Annotated in this window: 23 protein-coding genes; 3 read left to right on the top strand and 20 right to left on the bottom strand. The window is 41.1% G+C overall.

Annotation, left to right across the window (positions count from 1 at the left end; genetic code table 11):
- Positions 1–21: 21 nt before the first annotated feature.
- A complete protein-coding gene (locus GPK88_RS00725; protein ID WP_173761592.1) occupies positions 22–1,008 on the top strand; it encodes a 2-hydroxyacid dehydrogenase in 987 nt (328 codons plus the stop codon).
- Positions 1,009–1,095: 87 nt separating this feature from the next.
- Here the strand turns inward: GPK88_RS00725 and GPK88_RS00720 are convergent, their stop codons facing one another.
- Complete coding sequence (locus tag GPK88_RS00720; protein ID WP_173771505.1) at positions 1,096–1,620, bottom strand: ribonuclease domain-containing protein; 525 nt, start codon at positions 1,618–1,620, stop codon at positions 1,096–1,098.
- Between the two features lie 3 nt (positions 1,621–1,623).
- Positions 1,624–2,469, bottom strand: coding sequence for a deoxyribonuclease IV (locus tag GPK88_RS00715; RefSeq protein WP_173771503.1), 846 nt, complete (start codon positions 2,467–2,469; stop codon positions 1,624–1,626).
- A gap of 171 nt (positions 2,470–2,640) precedes the next feature.
- On the opposite strand from GPK88_RS00715, the gene GPK88_RS00710 reads away from it, so the two are divergent.
- The gene (locus tag GPK88_RS00710) at positions 2,641–4,155 is read left to right on the top strand and encodes a CapA family protein (protein WP_173771501.1); all 1,515 of its coding nucleotides are present in this window, start codon (positions 2,641–2,643) and stop codon (positions 4,153–4,155) included.
- Positions 4,156–4,237: 82 nt separating this feature from the next.
- Here GPK88_RS00710 and queA read toward each other — a convergent pair whose 3' ends face one another.
- The 8 genes from queA to GPK88_RS00670 form a co-directional block, all read right to left on the bottom strand.
- Positions 4,238–5,263 (bottom strand): tRNA preQ1(34) S-adenosylmethionine ribosyltransferase-isomerase QueA, encoded by a 1,026-nt coding sequence (gene queA, locus GPK88_RS00705; RefSeq protein ID WP_021978093.1) that lies wholly within the window; start codon positions 5,261–5,263, stop codon positions 4,238–4,240.
- Between the two features lie 2 nt (positions 5,264–5,265).
- The gene (gene trmD, locus GPK88_RS00700) at positions 5,266–6,018 is read right to left on the bottom strand and encodes a tRNA (guanosine(37)-N1)-methyltransferase TrmD (protein ID WP_021978094.1); all 753 of its coding nucleotides are present in this window, start codon (positions 6,016–6,018) and stop codon (positions 5,266–5,268) included.
- Positions 6,019–6,525, bottom strand: coding sequence for a ribosome maturation factor RimM (rimM, locus tag GPK88_RS00695; protein WP_148447009.1), 507 nt, complete (start codon positions 6,523–6,525; stop codon positions 6,019–6,021).
- Between the two features lie 60 nt (positions 6,526–6,585).
- A complete protein-coding gene (locus GPK88_RS00690; protein WP_015525219.1) occupies positions 6,586–6,816 on the bottom strand; it encodes a KH domain-containing protein in 231 nt (76 codons plus the stop codon).
- 56 nt (positions 6,817–6,872) lie between these two features.
- A complete protein-coding gene (gene rpsP, locus GPK88_RS00685) occupies positions 6,873–7,118 on the bottom strand; it encodes a 30S ribosomal protein S16 (protein ID WP_015525220.1) in 246 nt (81 codons plus the stop codon).
- A gap of 45 nt (positions 7,119–7,163) precedes the next feature.
- Positions 7,164–8,516 (bottom strand): signal recognition particle protein, encoded by a 1,353-nt coding sequence (gene ffh, locus GPK88_RS00680; protein ID WP_118369243.1) that lies wholly within the window; start codon positions 8,514–8,516, stop codon positions 7,164–7,166.
- A gap of 3 nt (positions 8,517–8,519) precedes the next feature.
- Entirely contained in the window at positions 8,520–8,843 is a 324-nt protein-coding gene (gene ylxM, locus GPK88_RS00675) for a YlxM family DNA-binding protein (RefSeq protein ID WP_021978097.1), read from the bottom strand.
- 195 nt (positions 8,844–9,038) lie between these two features.
- The gene (locus GPK88_RS00670) at positions 9,039–10,034 is read right to left on the bottom strand and encodes a uroporphyrinogen decarboxylase family protein (RefSeq protein ID WP_021978098.1); all 996 of its coding nucleotides are present in this window, start codon (positions 10,032–10,034) and stop codon (positions 9,039–9,041) included.
- Between the two features lie 200 nt (positions 10,035–10,234).
- Between GPK88_RS00670 and GPK88_RS00665 the strand changes: the two genes are divergently transcribed.
- A complete protein-coding gene (locus GPK88_RS00665; protein ID WP_173761589.1) occupies positions 10,235–11,773 on the top strand; it encodes a PucR family transcriptional regulator in 1,539 nt (512 codons plus the stop codon).
- Between the two features lie 77 nt (positions 11,774–11,850).
- Here GPK88_RS00665 and mscL read toward each other — a convergent pair whose 3' ends face one another.
- From mscL to GPK88_RS00615, 10 genes are all read right to left on the bottom strand, one after another.
- Complete coding sequence (mscL, locus tag GPK88_RS00660; RefSeq protein WP_173761588.1) at positions 11,851–12,267, bottom strand: large conductance mechanosensitive channel protein MscL; 417 nt, start codon at positions 12,265–12,267, stop codon at positions 11,851–11,853.
- A 172-nt stretch (positions 12,268–12,439) separates the two neighbouring features.
- Positions 12,440–13,264 (bottom strand): TrmH family RNA methyltransferase, encoded by an 825-nt coding sequence (locus GPK88_RS00655; protein WP_173761587.1) that lies wholly within the window; start codon positions 13,262–13,264, stop codon positions 12,440–12,442.
- A 40-nt stretch (positions 13,265–13,304) separates the two neighbouring features.
- Positions 13,305–13,826 carry a His-Xaa-Ser repeat protein HxsA3 gene (gene hxsA3 / locus GPK88_RS00650; RefSeq protein WP_148447015.1) on the bottom strand — a complete coding sequence of 174 codons (522 nt, stop codon included), beginning with the start codon at positions 13,824–13,826 and terminating at the stop codon, positions 13,305–13,307.
- Between the two features lie 12 nt (positions 13,827–13,838).
- Positions 13,839–14,750, bottom strand: a complete 912-nt coding sequence (locus GPK88_RS00645) for an MORN repeat-containing protein (protein WP_215707453.1) — start codon at positions 14,748–14,750, stop codon at positions 13,839–13,841.
- Positions 14,747–16,141 (bottom strand): His-Xaa-Ser system radical SAM maturase HxsB, encoded by a 1,395-nt coding sequence (gene hxsB, locus GPK88_RS00640; RefSeq protein ID WP_215707452.1) that lies wholly within the window; start codon positions 16,139–16,141, stop codon positions 14,747–14,749. The genes GPK88_RS00645 and hxsB overlap by 4 nt, the downstream gene beginning before the upstream one ends.
- Positions 16,142–17,248 carry a His-Xaa-Ser system radical SAM maturase HxsC gene (hxsC, locus tag GPK88_RS00635; RefSeq protein ID WP_173761584.1) on the bottom strand — a complete coding sequence of 369 codons (1,107 nt, stop codon included), beginning with the start codon at positions 17,246–17,248 and terminating at the stop codon, positions 16,142–16,144.
- Positions 17,245–18,267, bottom strand: coding sequence for a prepilin peptidase (locus GPK88_RS00630; protein ID WP_173761583.1), 1,023 nt, complete (start codon positions 18,265–18,267; stop codon positions 17,245–17,247). The genes hxsC and GPK88_RS00630 overlap by 4 nt, the downstream gene beginning before the upstream one ends.
- Positions 18,254–18,478 carry an HxsD-like protein gene (locus GPK88_RS00625; RefSeq protein WP_148447025.1) on the bottom strand — a complete coding sequence of 75 codons (225 nt, stop codon included), beginning with the start codon at positions 18,476–18,478 and terminating at the stop codon, positions 18,254–18,256. The genes GPK88_RS00630 and GPK88_RS00625 overlap by 14 nt, the downstream gene beginning before the upstream one ends.
- The gene (gene hxsD / locus GPK88_RS00620) at positions 18,471–18,866 is read right to left on the bottom strand and encodes a His-Xaa-Ser system protein HxsD (RefSeq protein ID WP_173761582.1); all 396 of its coding nucleotides are present in this window, start codon (positions 18,864–18,866) and stop codon (positions 18,471–18,473) included. The genes GPK88_RS00625 and hxsD overlap by 8 nt, the downstream gene beginning before the upstream one ends.
- A 150-nt stretch (positions 18,867–19,016) precedes the next feature.
- Positions 19,017–19,823: an alpha/beta hydrolase gene (locus GPK88_RS00615; RefSeq protein ID WP_148447028.1), complete on the bottom strand. Its 807-nt coding sequence runs from the start codon at positions 19,821–19,823 to the stop codon at positions 19,017–19,019.
- Positions 19,824–20,098 lie beyond the last annotated feature (275 nt).

Genomic DNA, 20,098 nt, shown 5'->3' with positions numbered 1-20,098 from the left:
TTTCAGAGAGGAGCAACGATTATGAAAATTTTGTTTTATGACACTAAGAGCTACGATAGAGAATTTTTTGAGAAGCTGCTTCCGTCCTATCCAGGTATTGAGATTAAATTCATTGAAGCAAATATCCATGAGGAAACTGCAGCTCTTGCCCACGGCTACGACGCTATCTGTGCATTTGTAAATGCAGATCTTGGCGCACCGGTCATCGAAGAACTTCACCGACAAGGTGTAAAACTGATCCTAATGCGCTGTGCAGGATACAACAACGTTGATCTGGAAACTGCTGCCAGATGCGAAATCCAGGTGGCACGTGTTCCAGGTTATTCTCCGGAAGCAGTTGCCGAACACGCCATGGCACTTGCCCTTACCGCCAACCGCCACACCCATAAAGCGTATATCAAATGCCGTGAAAACAACTTTGCACTGAACGGTCTCATGGGCGTAAACTTTTATCAGAAAACTGCCGGTATCATCGGTACCGGAAAAATCGGCCAGGCAATGGCAAAAATCTGCCGTGGCTTCGGTATGAAAGTAATCGCTTATGATCTTTTCCCAAATAAAAATCTTGACTTTCTGGAATATGTTTCGCTGAACGAACTTCTTGCCACCAGTGATCTGATCAGCCTCCACTGTCCGATGACTCCGGAAACTGAACATCTGATCAACTCCGAGACCATCGCAAAAATGAAAGATGGAGTGATCCTTGTAAACACCTCCAGAGGTGGACTGATCAAAACTGACGACCTGATCGCAGGTATCCGTGACCATAAATTCTTTGCCGTTGGTCTGGATGTTTACGAAGAAGAATCCGCTTATGTATATGAAGATATGTCCAGCAGCATTCTCCCTACTTCCACGATCCAGCGTCTTCTGTCCTTCCCGAATGTTACCATGACTTCCCATCAGGGATTTTTCACGGTAGAAGCACTGACCAATATTGCCGAGACAACTCTGGAAAACGCAAAAGCCTTTATGGATGGAACTGAAATGAAAAATCTGGTTCACTGATATAGTTCCATTTTCACAAAAAAATCCGAGTACAGAATTAAGCAAAGCGAATATCCGCAAGCAATTCTGTACCCGGATTTTTATTTTTTAATAGATTTCTTCAAAAGATTTTCCGTCATCTTCTGTATAATACACACGTTTTCCATCCTGTGTAAATATTATCTTCTGTTTTTCTTCAGAATCCAGGCTGCACTGCTGATAGGTAATTCCATCTTCTACCGGAAGCATTTTATCTGCATTATCGTAACTTTTTGCAGAAAGGTTTGACGGCGCATGCCCATACTCATAAATATACTGGGCAACTTCATCTTTATCTGTGTATGTCCCTTTTTCATCCAGCTTACTCTGCGTTTCTTCGTTACTGTCTGTACTTTCCGCATCTGCTTTCTCTGTGGAATCTTCCTGCTGCTGTGACTGCTCCAGTTCCGCATCATCTTCCACTATCATTTCATCGTCACTGTTTTCGTCCATGTCCTCCAGTTCATCATCTGTTAATGGTTCCAGATCATCCTGAAATGCTGATTCGTCATATTTGGCTTTCTCCTTGCATCCTCCCAGCATCAAAACAGCAGCACCTGTCATTACCAAAAGAAAAATTCTGAATTTCTTCATGAATCAAGCTCCTTTCACTGTATACTGTTCTCTTAAAAGTGCAATCTCTCTTTTCCATCCCTCATCATCATTAGGCGTCTCCAAAATAAAGGGGATTCCTTTCAGTGCCGGATGGCACACCACATTAACCAGCGCATCCAGACCAATTTCTCCCTCGCCAATTTTTGCATGACGGTCTTTATGGCTTCCCAGGCCATTCATGCTGTCATTAAGATGAACGGCTTTTAATCTGGAAAGGCCGATCACCTGGTCAAATTCCGTCAGTACTCCATCCAGATCATGGACAATGTCATACCCGCCGTCCCAGACATGACATGTATCCAGGCAGACTCCCAGTTTGTGATTTTTTTCCACACGGTCAATGATCTCTCTTAGTTCCTGAAACGTTGCGCCCACCTCAGAGCCCTTGCCGGACATGGTTTCCAGAAGAACTGTGGTACTTTGTTGTTCGTTAAGAACATCGTTGAGAATTTCCGCAATTTTTGCAATTCCAGTTTCTGTTCCCTGTCCTACATGGCTACCCGGATGAAAGTTATAATAATTCCCCGGAGTATATTCCATGCGTTTCAGATCATCCGCCATAATCTCCCGGGCAAAATCTCTCAGATTTTCTTTCGCCGCACAGGCATTCATTGTATATGGTGCATGAGCTACAAGCTTACCGAAATGATTCTCTCCTGCAAGTTCCAGAAATTTCTGCACATCTGCCGGATCAATCTCTTTCGCCTTACCGCCTCTTGGATTTCTGGTAAAAAATGCAAATGTATTTCCTCCGTTTTTTACTATCTGACGTCCCATGGCTGCATAGCCTTTGGATGAACTTGTATGATTTCCGATATATAATACCATTTTTTTCTGATCTCCCTGTATTTTTTATTTACGGTAACTTAAAGCCACGATTGTGGAGTTTTGTATATTATAGCAAAAACTCTTTTTTCTGCAAAGTCCGGTATTCATTCTTTACATTGCTTCCAATTCTTCCTATAATAAATGTATCTTTACATATGAAGGAGAAAAAGTATGGCAAATGATAATCGAAAGCCGCCCCACAAACATGATCCGGAACTGGCACGAAAAGAAGCACTTAAGGCCAGACAGACACGCACACATCATTCCAGTCAGAAAGAAAGCGGCCATCGCCAAAACACTTCACGGGAAAACAACCGCCCGTCCACGCACAGTTCTGCCGCATCACGCAGAAAAACCATCAAGAAAAATTCCAGATATCAGCAAGTACGTCGTCAGAAAATGATGCTTGCAGGAGGTGGACTTCTGCTCTTACTTCTTGTAATTATTTTTTCTGCCCGCGCATGTATTTCTTCCAGAAAAGCAGCTGAAGCTGCTGCCCTCCAAAAAGCGCAGGAAGAAGCAGCGGCAAAAAAAGCCGAAGAAGCAGCGAAAGCAGCCCAGAAGGATCCTGTTTCACTGACCATCAGTGTTGTGGGTGACTGCACCCTTGGTACAGACGAAACCTTCGACTATGACACAAGTCTGAACGCCTACTACGACAGCAACGGAAAAGATTACTTTTTCCAGAATGTAAAAAGTATTTTTTCAGCTGATGATCTGACCATCGCCAATTTTGAGGGAACACTTACGGATTCGGATACCCGTGAAGATAAAACATTTGCATTTAAAGCACCTGCCGAATATGCCCAGATCCTCACCAGTGGTTCCATAGAAGCTGTAAATACTGCCAACAATCACAGCCATGATTACGGAGACCAGAGTTACACGGACACCCTGACTGCTCTGGATAATGAAGGGATCACCCATTTCGGATATGATGATACTGCAGTTATGGACATCAAAGGAGTTAAAGTCGGACTTGTTGGCATTTATGAACTGAATGACCATCTTGGCCGTGAACAACAGCTGAAAGATAATATCGCAAAAGTCAAAGCAGACGGAGCAGAACTTGTTATTGTAATCTTCCATTGGGGTAATGAGACTGAAACCGTTCCGGATACCAATCAGATGACTCTGGGCCGTCTGGCTATCGATGAGGGTGCTGATCTTGTATGCGGACATCATCCACATGTACTTCAGGGAATTGAAACTTACAAGGGCAAAAATATCGTTTACAGCCTCGGAAACTTCTGCTTTGGCGGAAACAGTTCACCAAGCGATATGGACACCATGATCTTCCAGCAGACCTTTACTATCACTTCCAACGGTGTACAGGCCGATAATGTAACAAACATCATTCCCTGCTCCATTTCTTCCGCAGACGGTTATAACAATTATCAACCAACTCCTGCTACCGGCGATGAAGCTACCAGAATCAAAGCCAAGATCGATGAACGCAGTGCAGCGATTCCATCCGCTGATTCTACAGCCAAATCATCCGGCGATACAGGCAGTTCTGATACTGTTTCTGCAGATGAGGCATCCGGAAACACTGACACTTCTGATGAATCTGATACAAGCTCGGATTTTTCCGATGAATCTGACAGTTCGGATTATGATGCTTCAGATGAAGAAGATTACAGTTCAGACGAAGAAGCAGATTTCTCAGATAACAGCGAAGAATAGGTAAAATAAAAACCCTGGCAGATACCGCATGATCCATGCGAAAATCTGTCAGGATTTTTTTATGAAAGATAATTGTGTTTTGTTATTCGATCATCATGGCATCCCCAAAACTGAAGAATCGGTATCTTTCCTTCACCGCTTCCTCATAGGCAGCCATAATATGTTCTTTTCCTGCAAGGGCAGAAACCAGCATCAGCAACGTGGACTCCGGAAGATGGAAATTGGTGATCAGTCCGTCAATCGCTTTAAATTTATAGCCTGGATAAATAAAGATCTCTGTCCAGCCACTTCCGGCTTTTACGATTCCGTCTTCTCCGGTTGCGGACTCCAGGGTACGGCAGCTGGTAGTTCCCACGGAAATCACTCTTCCACCGTTTTTCTTTGTGTCATTGATCAGTTTCGCCTGATCTTCCTCCACAATATAAAATTCCGAATGCATATGATGTTTCTCCACATCATCCACTTTTACCGGACGGAATGTTCCAAGACCTACATGTAAGGTCACATGAGCAATGTTCACGCCCATTTCTTTTACCTTCTCAAGAAGTTCCGGTGTGAAATGCAGTCCTGCTGTCGGTGCCGCGGCAGATCCCTCATTCTTTGCATATACGGTCTGATAACGGTTTTTATCTTTCAGCTTGTGGGTAATATACGGCGGTAGCGGCATTTCTCCTAGCTGATCCAGGATTTCCTCAAAGATTCCCTCATAATGGAACTGGATCAGGCGGTTTCCCTCATCTACGATATCGATGATCTCGCCCTTTAAAATGCCATCACCAAAAGTAATTTTAGCACCAGGACGGGCTTTTTTACCAGGTTTTACAAGGCACTCCCAGATATCATTCTCACGACGCTTCAGAAGCAGGATCTCGATCAGTGCTCCTGTCTCCTCCTTATGTCCGTAAAGACGTGCCGGAATAACTTTGGTGTCATTGATCACAAGGCAGTCTCCCTTATGCAGGTAATCCAGTATATCGGTAAAATGACGATGCTCGATACTTCCGTCTTTCAGAGACAGATGCATCAGTCTGGAAGAACTTCTGTCCTCCAGCGGGTCCTGAGCAATCAGTTCCTGCGGCAGGTCATAATAAAAATCTGATGTTTTCATAATTATTTTTCCACTTCCTCTTTCCACTGTTTGCGAAGCCTGCGGACCTCGTTCCACTCTTTGTTTGTAAGATCGGCCTTTGGCAGCAGATCCGGTCTCCATTTGGCAGTACGGATAATAGACTGCTCTCTTCTCCATTTATCCACATTTGCATGATGTCCGGAAAGCAGCACCTCCGGAACTTTTTTTCCATGCCATTCTTCCGGGCGGCTGTACTGAGGATATTCCAGAAGATTTCCGGAAAAAGATTCCGTCTCTCCGGATTCCTGATTGTTTAAAACACCTGGTACCATTCTGGAAATGGAATCCATCATAACCATAGCCGGAAGTTCCCCGCCTGTAAGTACATAATCACCAATAGAAACATAGTCTGTCACAATTTCTTCCAGAACACGCTCATCAATTCCCTCATAATGACCGCAGAGAAAAACCAGGTCTTCTTCCAGTGCGAACTCTTTCGCCATATTCTGGTTGAAAGTTTTTCCCTGAGGAGTCAGAAAAATCACACGGGGTTTTCTTCCGATACGTTCTACAATGGACTCGTAGGACAGATATACGGGTTCTGCCTGCATCAGCATTCCGGCACCGCCACCATAGGGATAATCATCTACCTTCTGGTGTTTGTTGAAGGCAAAATCCCGGATATTGATTGCTTCCAGTGATAACAGTCCTTTTGTAATGGCACGGCCTGTAATACTTGTGTTCATTCCGTTCTCGATCATTTCCGGAAACAGTGTAAGTACATGATAATTCATTTAAACAAGCCCTTTCATCAAATGTACAGTCATGGTATTTTTTTCCACATCTACATCAAGAACACAGTCATGGATCGCAGGAAGCAGAATTTCTTCTCCATCCACACGATCTACGATGTAAACATCATTGGCACCAGTCTCCATCACATCACGGAGTACTCCGAATTTCTCCCCATTCTCCAGAAGTACATCCATTCCGATCAGATCTGCCACATAATATTCATCCTCGCCAAGCTCCTGTGCCTCTTCACGTGGGATCCAGAGATCACGGCCTTTATACATTTCAATATCATTGATATTATCAACACCTTCAAACTTCAGGATCGCAAGATTCTTAAAAAATTTCACATTCTGAATATTCAGTCTGCGAAGTTCTTTTCCTGTATCCAGAAGCACATATTCAATATCAAGAAAACGCTCTGCATCATCCGTTGTTGGAAAAACCTTCACCTCACCACGGACACCATGCGTTGTTGTGATAACTCCTACTTTTAATAAATCTTCCATTTTTGCTCCCTTTCAGAGTAAAAACAGGAGCCATGGAATCCACAGCTCCTGTCTCATTTTTCATTGCAGAATATCTACAATCACTTTTTTGCTGCTTTTTGAAGAAGCCGCTTTCACAACAGTACGGATTGCCTTGGCAATTCTTCCCTGTCTTCCAATAACCTTGCCCATATCGGCCGGTCCGACTTTCAGCTCAACAACAATCGCGTCGTCTTTCTCAGTCTCAGTAACGACTACCTCATCCGGATTTTCAACAAGAGATTTTGCAATTACTTCTACAAGTTGTTTCATTACATACCTCCTTGCTCTGCCCTTACGGGGCCCACAGATCTTAAATCTGTCAGGTATTATTTCTCGATTCCGGCAAGTTTAAGAAGCTTAGCAACTACTTCTGTAGGCTGAGCACCAGCTGCAAGCCATTTCTTAGCTGCCTCTTCGTCGATTTTGTATACGCTTGGGTCGAGGTTCGGATCATATGTTCCGATCTCTGCAATACATCTTCCGTCACGTTTGCAGCGGGAATCTGCTACTACGATTCTATAGAAAGGTGCTTTTTTCTGTCCCATTCTTCTTAATCTGATCTTAACTGCCATTTTTGTTTTCCTCCAATTATCTTTCTAAAAATTTATTGTTGTTTATTAAAAGGGAAGCTTAAAGCCGCCTCTTTTTCCCATATTCATCTTGCCGCCCGTTAAGCCCGGCATCTGTTTCATCATTTTCTTGCTCTGCTCAAACTGCTTCACAAGACGGTTTACTTCTGTGATATCCACGCCTGCACCTCTGGCGATGCGGTTCTTACGGGATATGTTCAGAATGTTCGGATTGCTTCTCTCCTGAGGTGTCATGGAAAGGATGATGGACTTGGTACGGTCCATAGCTTTCTCATCAATCATACCCTCAATATCCTTCATCTTGCCGCCCATTCCAGGAAGCATGTTCAGGATACTGGAAATACCACCCATTTTGTTCATCTGCTCCATGCTGGTAAGATAGTCATTGAAGTCGAAGTCCATTTTCTTCAGCTTCTTCTGCATCTCCTGGGCCTGCTCCTGATCTACAGATGCTTCCACCTTCTCGATCAGACTCATTACATCGCCCATGCCAAGGATTCTGGAAGCCATACGTTCCGGATAAAACTGTTCCAGATCCGAAAGCTTCTCTCCCATACCAACATAGAAGATCGGTTTGCCGGTTACGGCTTTAATGGAAAGTGCAGCTCCACCTCGTGTATCACCGTCCATCTTGGTCAGGATCACACCGTCAATGCCGACTTTATCAGAAAAGTTCTGCGCTACATTTACCGCATCCTGTCCTGTCATGGCATCAACTACAAGCACTGTGGCATCCACATTCACATTTGCTTTGATATTCTCAAGCTCCTGCATCATATCCTCATCAATGTGAAGACGTCCTGCTGTATCGATCAGCACAACATTCTGCTGATTGGATTTCGCATGCTCGATAGCTGCTTTTGCAATATCCACGGGATTCTGCTTATCTCCCATGGAAAAGACCTCAACGCCCTGCTTCTCACCATTCACCTGCAGCTGTGTGATCGCTGCGGGACGGTAAACATCACAGGCCACAAGCAGTGGTCTCTTTCCCTTGGATTTCAGTTTGCCTGCCAGTTTGGCAACCGTTGTTGTCTTACCTGCACCCTGGAGGCCGACCATCATAAGAACGGTAAGATCCATTCCCGGTTTGATCGGAAGCTCTGTTGTCTCGCTTCCCATCAGATTGACCAGCTCGTCATTTACGATCTTGATCACCATCTGTCCCGGATTCAGACCATTCATAACATCCTGTCCGATAGCCTTTTCCTGAACGGATTTCGTAAACTGCTTAACGACCTTGAAGTTAACATCCGCTTCCAGAAGCGCCATCTTAACTTCTTTCAGCGCTACCTTGACATCAGCCTCTGTAAGACGTCCTTTGCCTTTCAGCTTCTTAAATACATTCTGCAGTTTATCTGTTAAACTCTCAAATGCCATTGATCATAACTCCTCTAATATCACATTGGAAATCGCCGCAATATCTTCGGCGTGGTACTTGTCAGCCAGTTCATGGATCTTCATAACCTGACTGCGGATGTTCAGGAATTTCTCGACCAGATGGAGTTTCTCTTCGTATTCTTCCAACGTCCGGTTGCACCGTCTGATCATATCATGCACACCCTGTCTGCTGATGCCAAGTTCCTCGGCAACCTCACTCAAGGAATAATCCTCAAATACCACACTGGTGTACACCTGCCGCTGCCTCTCTGTCAGAAGCTCTCCATAAAAATCAAATAAAAAAGTCTGCTCTACAAATTTCTCCATCTGTAATCACCTTGGCTATCATACACGATTCCGCCATGTCTGTCAAGGCTTTTTGCTTTACAAATTTATTTTTTCTAAAATTTTACAGAGAAAAGGCCGGAAAAGCGCTTTTCTGCTGGGTTTCGCAGGCTTTTCCGACCTTTGTTTATTTTATTTTCTTCCTATTATATGCTATATGCGCCAATCGGAATTCGATCAGAACATTTCTTTCGTCATTTTATCGATTTCCTGATCTACTGCCTCATAAACACCTGGGATGCAGGAAAAATTCAGGCCATGGGTGGTACATGGAATAAAATGAAGTTTACCACAGTCTCTGCAAAGCTGATCGGTTGCTTCTTCAATCATTTCCTGATTCCAGTCAAAACGATCCACTTTGCCATTGTCAATGCCACCCATAAATGTGATATCTTTTCCATATTCTTTGATCAGTTTCGGAAGATCATTGACAGACATACATCCCTGCCATACATCAATTCCCATTTCGATCATTGTTGGAACCAGTGTTGCGCTGTAGCTGTCATTATGATGAATGATCAGTTCCACACCATGGTCATGGTAGTAGCCATAAATACGTTTGTAGGAATCCATAAAGAATTCGCGGAACATATCCACACTGATAAATGTAGACTTCTGCGTTCCCCAGTCATCATGATGGAATACAACATCCGGTTTCATATAGGTACAGATCTGCTCTGCCCATTTCAGTTCCCACTCTGTAATATATTCGATCAGTTCATGCATGGCTTCCGGTTCTTCGTAAAAATTCATCATAGTATTCTGAATTTCACAGAGATAATGGCACATCTCAAAAACTCCCGGTGCGATCAGTGTGGCAACCATTGTTTCATTCCTATCAATTCCGGCAATGGTCTCCTGGCATGCTTTCCAGTCTTCTGCTGTGTAATTGATATCCGGTGCTTTTACATATTTTTTCCATTCTGTGATATCCGGGCATACCAGATGTTCGGGATCATGAAGTGGAAACGCTCCTGGCGTTCCTGCCGGCCAGGAATTATAATATCCCCAGCCACATTTTACTGTTGGTGCACCAGGTCCTTCCGGCATCATCGGATACTGCTGCTGATAGGGAGTATTCAGAACAAAGGTCAGTCCCTCATACTGTTTTACAAAACGATCCGGATTTCCTCCACGGATTACTTCCATCATATTCTGTCTTTTTGTTAACATAAAAACACCTCCGCTACGTTATTATGCAGGAAAGCCTTTTTTCCGCACTTGTTTTGCTACACCCCAATATAAAAGGCTTATTTCTGCACTTGTTTTTTCTTTATGATTCTATTATACTGAAAATCAGAAGAATCACAATTCCACATAATATGGTGATTATTCCTATTTTTTCCTATAAAATATAGGAAGGAGGATTTTCTTTGAAACTCAGCGCAAAACTTATCTGCTATCATTTGCAGAAATCATTTCCTATGGATACCTCCAGGCTGGATACAGAGCCCACATTGCTATGTCCTGCCTGTTACGAAAAAAACACACCGCTTCAGGAAGGACGTGTTTATCTTATTACAGATCCTGATTTTCAACCGACTTTTCATCATCCCAAAAATATCCTGTTCCTGATGATCGGAAAAACTTACCGGAATTACGAATTAACTCAGCCAAACATGTGCGTCATTCCTGAAGATTTTCCTGCCAATACCATTTTTAACAAACTTCAGGAAATTTTTATCCTTTATGACCGATGGAATCAGTCTCTGATGGATTCCCGTCTTCGGAACGCTTCTATTCAGGAACTTCTGGATCTTACCGCTTCCATTATTCCCAACCCAATGATGCTGATCGGTATGGATTTTACTATCATTGCCTCCAGAGGCTGGGATCTGGGCGATCTTTCCAATTCCGTTCTGGGTTCCAACGAAAATTCCTGGGCTGTTGTTGACAGTCTGAAACAGGATCCCCATTATGAGGAAGCTTTTTATAAAACCGGATACTTTTATTATCCCGGAAATGGCCTTACGGTTCCTTCTCTCTGCGTAAACATTTCCAATAATGATAAGGCTGTATACCGACTGATGTTTTCCGGAGGCGAAGTTCCTCTGGATGATACATTTGGTTTTATCCTGGAGTACCTTTCCCAGATGATATCTCATGCCCTTTCCACCGGTATCATGCACAACCGGGATAAAGCGTTTCCTTTGCACCAGATTTTTGTATCTATCCTGACTGATCCAGGAGCTGATTACGTAAAAGTCAGCCAGCAGCTGACAAATGTAGGATGGCTTTCTTCCCATATGTATCAATGCATCCTGATCCAGACCGGACTGATCGACCAGAAAAATCTGACCCTCAATGCCATCTGCAATTATCTGGAAAATACGATCCCGGCCAGTTGTGCTACCGAATACAAAGGCAATGCTGTGCTTTTTATCAATCTGGACCTATGTACCATGACTGTCCATGAAATTTCTGATAAGATCGAGGGTTTTATCAAAAACAGCATGTTAAGTGCCGGATACAGCCGGAAGATGCTTGGACATTTTAATTTCCACCGGCAATACACACAAGCTTCTGTCTCTTTACAGGTTGGCAAACGCAAAAATCCTGCAGAAAGTATCCACTATTTTAACTCCATCGCTCTGCCCTATATCCTGGAACAGGCTACCAGAAAACTTCCAGCTTACATGATCTGCCACGAAAAGCTTCTGTCACTGAAATACAAAGATGAGGCAAAACAATCTCATCTCTATGACACACTGCGTTGTTTTCTGGAACACAACCAGAACATTGCCCATACTGCCAGCGCTTTATTTATCCACAGAACCACTCTTCTTTACCGTCTGGATAAGATCAAAGCATTTCTGGATTCGGATCTCACAGACAGAGATGAAATCCTGTATCTGCTGCTTTCTTTTCATCTGATGGACATGGAAGAAGAAAATCAGAACACAAACGCATAAAAAAACGGGAAATCTCATGCATACCATAATATGCTTCCTGATTTCCCGTTTTTTCTATGTAAAGCGGATATTCTCTTTTATAATTCTTCCTTTTCTGCTTCGTTCAGAATTGAAGTACAGTGTGGGCATCTTGTAGCCTCGATGTCGATCTCACTTCTGCAGAACGGACATACCTTCGTAGTTGGTGCAGGCTCTTCCTCTTTTTTTGCTCCGATGGAAGTGATCTTGTTAACTGTCTTCAGAAGGCAGAACAGGATAAATGCCATGATCACAAAATTGATCACTGAGGAGACAAAGGATGAAGCAAATCCGGATACATCCTTCAGTGTATACGTTGCTCCTCCTGTAAGCACATTCAGGATCGGATTGATAAAGTTATCGGTCAGTGATGTTACGATACCTGAGAAAGCACCTCCGATAATCACACCAATAGCCATGTCCATGACATTGCCCCGCAATGCAAAGGCTTTGAATTCCTCCAGAAACTTTTTCATTTGTGATTCCTCCCTCTTTTTTCGAAAATCCTATGACACTTTGGTTCCGTTTTGGATTTTCGCTGTTTTTCAGGAAAATTATAACACCGGCATTTCTTAATTTCCATAGATATTCCAGACAAAATCTTACATCTTATAAAAGAATACGTTCTTCCTGTCCGGCACAGATTTTTTAATGTTTCCCCAATTGCCAGAATGCCACTGCACTGGCTGCAGCCACATTCAATGAATCTACGCCATGGGCCATGGGAATGCATACCGTATAGTCACAGTCCGCAATGGTCTCTGAGGCAAGTCCATCTCCTTCCGTCCCAAGAACAACCGCCAGTTTTTCTTCCGCTATCAGATGGGGATCGTCAATATCAAAAGAATCCTCCTTCAATGCCATGGCCGCGGTCTTAAATCCCATTGCCTTCAGCAGCCGGATGCCTTCGGTCTTCCACTCTGTCTTTTCATCAAAAAACGTCCATGGGATCTGAAATACAGTTCCCATGCTGACACGGATCGCACGGCGGTACAGGGGATTGCTGCATCCTGGCGTTAACAGCACCGCATCCATTCCAAGAGCCGCCGCAGAACGAAAAATCGCGCCAATATTGGTAGGATTTACTACATTTTCCAGAACCGCGACCCTGTGGGCATTTTTGCAGATCTTTGCAACACCCGGAAGTGTCGGCCGATGCATGGCACAGAGCATTCCCCTTGTCAGCTTGAAACCGGTCAGCTGTGTCAACACATCAAATTCTGCTGTATAAACCGGAATTTCTCCACAGCGACGGATCAGCTCCTTTGCTTCTCCCTCGATATGCTTATGTTCCACCAGAAAAGAAATCGGCCGGCACCCGGAATCCAATGCTCTCTCAATAACTTTCGGGCTCTCCGCAATAAAGATTCCCTTCTCCGGTTCTGCCCGGTTCAGAAGCTGAATCTCAGAAATCCTGGCATATACATCCAGCTCCGGTGCGTTAAAATCTGTGATTTCTATGATGTTTGACATTGTTGTTTTCTCTCCTGTTCCATGTATATCGTATGTATTTTCAGTTCTTTACCTCATCCGGAATACTGACTGCCGTATTTAATGTTCCTTCAACTGGTGCAATGTAATTGTTCTGAGGTGTTAATATTCCGGATACATCTGCCACACTGATTGATTCATCCGGTGTAATAACCGAAGTATTTGAATGCAGACCGGTAGATGCATCTGCATTATTATAATGGCTTTCACTGCTGTGAGATGCATGATTCGCATGGTTGCTGTGACTTCCATGAGTTGCCACGTTACTGTGAGTTCCATATGTCTCTCCCGAGACATGACTCGTATGGCTTTCATGACTGCTGTGGCTTCCATGTCCACCACCACTGCCCGAGCTGTGTGAACGATGTGAACTATGAGAACTATGAGAACGGTGTCCCGCAAACACTTCATCATACATTAATAAGCTCAGCACTAATACCAGCGAACCAACCATAACCATTTTGTTTCTTGTAATATTGCCCTCTTCCTCATATAAAAAATCTTCCAACGATCTTTCCAATTTTGGAAAAAAATCATTTTTCATTTTATTTTCCTCCTATTGTATACGGATACAAACACCATTCGCCCATTGCGTATCATATATTTTCCCATCATCTCGATAATATGTGCAATTTCCATCCGGTTTATTATTGGCAAAATCTCCTTCCAGAACCGGAGCCTCTCCAGCTGAAAAATAATACTTTCCACTGCCAGACATCACATCGCCATTCCACTCACCAACATAATGATCTCCAGATGTCCATGTATAAGTACCAGTGCCACTTTTCAGCCCTCCACTCAATGTTCCATCATAAATATCACCATTTGCATATACAATGTAACTCTTTCCTTCCAATTCACCATCTCTGATGCTACCATCATAATTATTTCCCTCCACCGTTATATGTACCTGTGAGGTCAGCTTTCCCTTTTTAATATATCTGGTAATGCTCTGCTTTCCATCTGTATATGTATAAGTTCCATTTTTCAAAGAATATTTTTTAAATTTCCCGGAAAGGACGCTGCCATCAGAAGTTCTGCATTCTCCTTTTCCGTTTATAGCGTCTTTTTTCCATTCTCCTGTATATGTAGTTCCATCCGTAACCCATAATGTCCCCTGCCCGGAACGCTTTTTGTTTTTATCAACATTCCCTTCATATACAGATCCGTCCTTATAAGTGATCTTTACTGTTTCAGAATCATCGAGTACAGTATATTTCACAACGTTACTGTTTTTCTCTGTATTTTTGGATTGTCTGGTTTTGCCTTTTACATTTAATGCTTTTTTTGATATATTTTTAACTTTAATTGCCTCAGCCGCATGCTGACTTTCCTGTACCTGGACTGAAACCTCTGTACTTTTTGGCTTTTCATGATACTGAACTCCACCATACGCTGTAGCTGCCAGCACTCCGGCTATAACAAGTGCAATACCCTTGATTTTTTTATTCTTTTTTCCTTTTTTCATATCCATGTTTCAAAAATCTCTAATGCTTTCTCATTGTTGTATATCAGACCAAATATGGTATCCAACATCCCTTTATATATTCTGCAACGATAAGAATTTGCCTGTCTGGAATATATATTTTTTTCCAACGCCAGATTTATGACCGGACAAACACCACAGTATGGATGATAAACACATTCGCAGCAATCCGGCAACGCCTCCAATACAGATGCCTGACATGTAACCTTACACACTCCGCAATTCATCAGTTCATCATATTCTAATGTATCGTAGACATTTCCAAGCCGAAAAGAATCACTTCCCATTTCTGCCAGCATTCTTCCTTCATCGCAGGTATATATATTTCCATCGTAATAATATGCAATCTGTCCCACCGCTGCTCCGCAGGGGCTGCGCAACTCCATATAATTTTCGGAAAAACCGCCCAATATTTTCCTGAGAAAGATTCTGGCATGTCCTTCTATTATGCGAACCCCTTTCTGATTCAGTCGGAGCATATATTCCAGTATTTCTCTGTAAAAACTTATAAATTCATCAAATGTATAGCCTATTTCATCCCAGTGTTCACTGGCATACCCCAAAGGGGTAAGCGGTCTTATAAAAACATATGGCAGTCTTTCTTCCAAATACGCATCGATAATTCCTTTTGGATTTTCCAAACTTTTCCTTGTTGTTGTCTGAATAGCCCCAACCGGAACTTTATATTGTTTTAATCTTCCAATATTATCATGAACTGCTGAAAACGATCCTCTTCCACTTTTATCTGAACGATTGCCATCATGAATCCATTGCGGACCATCCAGTGATGTGGAAATCTTCACAGCATGTGTTTTAAAAAATCTTATCATTTCGTCAGTAAGTAATAACGTATTCGTTACAAGAGAGTATTCAATTTCTTTATCATTGCAATTTTTCTGGCTGTATTCTATTATAAATCGAATTACATCAAAACAAAGCAGTGGTTCACCGCCCTGAAATTCAAAAGTAAGATGCTTCTCCGGAGACTGCAAAGCAATATCAACAGCTCTTTTTGCGGTCTCCACAGACATGCTCCCTTTATTATTCTGCTCTGAATCCTGTGCCTGACAATAAACACAATTTAAATTGCATGCATTTGTCAGTACAAAAATATGAAGACAAGTTGCTGAAAACAGATAAGATTTCATACCTCGATATTGTTCTTTCACTTTTTCTATAAAAACCTCATCATTTTCATCATATATAAAATAATTTTGTTTTAATCTGACAAATATACCCTCTTCCAGCTTATTATACTCTCTGTAAACCAAATGATGAAACTCTTCTTCCGATAAAAATATGTATTTACCCTCTTCATTTGTCAGCAAATACTTATCTTTATATTTTTTAAAATTGTAATAATTTGACTTCATCTACTGTTCTCCTATAGGATATACATCAGGATCCATTAAGTTCCGTGTAGACCAGAAAAAACCACCGCATATCTTTCTTACTGCACATTGTGTACATTCTTTTTTAAAACGTATCTTGTAATCTGTAATACTCTTCACTGCGATAGGTCTATACCCGGGCTCTACCGCACACAGCGGAAAATTATATAACTGAACATCAATTCCATTTAAAATGAGATAATCGATTGCTCTTTTTATTTTGATAAAAGCATCTTTATAATCTATCCACAAATCTTTTCTGTTTACAGCTGCATTTCCCATCATTTCCATTCCAATAAAATTGACGCAAAACACACCCTTATAGTTTTTTACAATATATTTTGCGGTATCAAGAGCAGTATTCACATTCCGCTTCGATACCACAACCCGAATTTCTATTTTTTGTCTATATTTCAACAAATTCCGAATTCCATGATCTGTCTGAATAAAACTTTTCGGAGCCTGTGTGATCTTGTCATGAATTTCAACATTTGCCGAATGAACCGGTATTGCAAATCTCAGTCCATAAGGTATATAGTTTAATATATTTTCGGTATAATTTATATCACTAAATATTCTGCCATTTGTAAGCAGCTGATATCCCGCATACTGAAATTTATTTTTCAGAGATTCAAGAATCTTAAATAAGTCTTCTCCTGCCAGTGTAGGTTCACCGCCTGTAATATTAATATATTCAATATTATCCGGAAGCGCCTCTATATAATTTAATATCCACTCCGTTTTTTCCCTGTTTTCTTTTTTTCGTACAGCAGCAGCCACTGGACACATGATGCAGTTGGAATTACACTGATTTGTTACAAAAATGTCTGCCTCTCTTTCACAACCTGAAAACACTTTTTCTATGTTTCCGTTTTCTCTGATATTTAAAATATCGTTATCTTCCAGCTGTTCTCCTTCATTCAGCCAAATTTTTATAGTATATGCTTTTTTATTTATCCATATATTATAAATATCTTTATCCAGCAAAGATACCATCGGGGTTATTTCTTGTGATATATCGTTCTCTCTCCCCACATACCTTGCCAATACCTCTGAAAATCCCCAGTTTATTACTTTTCCAATTATCATCCTATTGTCCTTACTGTCAGAAATACCACTGTTCCAAGAAAAATGAATATTGCAAATGGAATCTTTCTTACAATAATAATTGTTTCTTTACCATATTTGCTGTCTTTCCATCTGCGAATTGCTTCTGCCTGTTCTTCGGTAATTCTGCTCTTCATATCTTCACTTGTTTCTTCCGGCAATCCCTTTACTCTTGATCTGGTAAACTGCATGATCACCATATAGGATAAAACCATCCCTTTTTTAACCGCTTCTGTCGGTATTTCCTCATAATTATATTCATTCATAAAATGTCTGAGTAAATATATTATCAGCAGGATCAAAAGACTGATCAGCTGAAACCGGACTCCATGCTGAAATACAATCACATATAAATCAATAAGTGTAATAATCAGTATACATATCTTTGATCTAAGAAATTGAATTTTATTTATCAATATCACAGCAAATATATTACCTGTTGTAAACAAAATAATATTCTCATCATACAGTCTTTCGAAAAAAACTCTCCATACACTGCCAAGCGCTGTCAGATAAAGCATGCTGATCAGATATTGTACAACAAAACTTTTCACTTTTTGTCTGGTAAGCTTATTACCCTGGTAGCGTTTTTTTTGTCCGAACAGATATATGACTGATTCTGACAGAACATAAATATATGCCAGAAGAAAGATCATAACAAAAAGATAGATTCCCGGAACAAGTACCATGTTTCCTGTTTCATATAATCTTGCCGGAATCAACGCTGTCATACATATAAGTAACTTCGAATCACCTGCTGCCCAGAAATGAAATCCATATAACAAAACAGATAATATTATCATACCTGTAAGATTGACAAAATATAATTTCACAAATGTTTCTTCATATCGCAGATAATAAAAAATATTAACCAGTGTTCCGGCCGCCAATGCCAAAATTATACTTTTATTACTGACAATTCCATATCTGATATCCGTGACAGAAGTATAAATGCCCAACATAAAAATAATTCCAATCAAAGCGGATTCACAGATGATCATTTTTTCTCCCTTTGCTGTTTATATAATCAATAAGATAATTTTCAAATTCCAACTCTGTCTGTTCTGTATTATATCTGCAGTTTTTAAATCTGCATTTCCAATAATTATTGTCTTCTTCAACTTCAATCAATGCCAGATGAGAAAATACTTTCGTAACTAAAATAATATCTTCGTATTTATATAATTCTTTATTTAATTTTAAATCATTCATTTTTATCAAACCAGCTTTTTGAAATTTCTTTTGCATCAAAACTTTCTTCATCCTTTACATTTTCTTCATTCAGATGAACCATTGTGGATGATAAAGCTCTTGCTACAATCATTTCCCGAATATTTTTTGTCTGTCCCGCAATAATTTTTCTTGTTTCCTGCGCTATCAGTTCATTTTCAAATTTATTAAAAATATTTTCTTCTGACTCATCCAATTTTGAAGTTACAGAAACCATATAATTTTCATTATCACAATCAAGGTGAACATATACATCATCTGTAAATGCATATGCTGCTTTCATCAAAACATCTTTACTATACAATTCTTTTGAATATTTCCTCATACTATCCAATCCCTCTGCTATGATATAACATAACTTATCCGTCATGCTGTTTCTTCTGTCGTATAATTTTTGTACCGTCCTATTATATACGACAAAATCTGACTATTTTCTCCCTGATAATTACATGATTTAAACGCAAATTACTCCAGATCTGAAACTTTACCGAATTTCAAATCTGGAGCAAAAAGTATCCAATCAGATCCGTACTTCCATCCACCGGATCATATCCCCGATTACTTCGTCTTTACAGTATTCATTCAAAATCTCATGGAAAAGTCCGCCGTAGATCTTCATCTGTTTATCTTCTGATCCTGCTTCTTTAAAGAAATCGTAGGTATCCTGTACGCTTACCAATCCATCTTTCTCACCGTGAGTCATAAGAACCGGATAATAAAATTCTGCTTTTTTCTCCCTGAACCAGTCAAGTCCGTCACAGATCGCATAACATAAACCTGCTGTAAAAGACTGTTTATTATATGGATCTTTTCCGTACCAGTCTACCACTTCCTGCACAGAGCATACACCGGAACCCAGCTGATTGGTAAGACGTGTATGTACATCCATTCCTCCCGGCACTCCACGGATCAGCTTTCCGTTATCTGCAGTCAGCGCACCGCTGGTAATGATTCCCCGGAGCTTTTTGGCCGGATATTTGGCCCCGTACAGAGAAACGGTAAATCCTCCCATGCTGTGTCCGAGAAGAAATACCGGGATATCCGGATTTTCTTCAATAGCCATATCCACCACTACATTGGTGTCATCCAGAAGTTCATTGAAATCCGAATAAAAAGTCTCCTCTCCTTCAGAGCGTCCATGTCCTCTGTGGTCAAAACGGTAGGTACCAATTCCCGCCTCATGAAGCTTCTCTGCAAAATAATCATACCTGCCCTGATGCTCACAGAGACCGTGAACGATCACGATCACAGCCTTATTATCTGCTGCCGTTTCCTTTTTTAAATACAGTTTCGTTCCGTCAAACGATGTGATCATACTTTCACCCATAGTAAAAACCTCCCTTTTTCCTGCTGTAAGATGCATATCCCCATTATATGTCTTACGCTGTCTGATATAGATTTATCATACCATGAAATCTGTATTTTGATAACCCCTGATTCTAATTATCAGCAATTATATACTTTTTTATAGTAAATAGTAATAAATAAAGCATTGACACATTCTGTTCTCTGAACTATAATTGTTTTTGTACAGCGAGGTACCTTTTTAAGGCATCTCGTTTTTTTTATACAATTATTTATTTAAGATTATTACTTAAGGAG

Source organism: Blautia sp. MCC269 (assembly GCF_018785655.1).
Taxonomy (GTDB): Bacteria; Bacillota; Clostridia; order Lachnospirales; family Lachnospiraceae; genus Blautia_A.
Note: the sequence above shows the minus strand (reverse complement) of the source record. Positions and strands in the feature narration are given on the sequence as shown.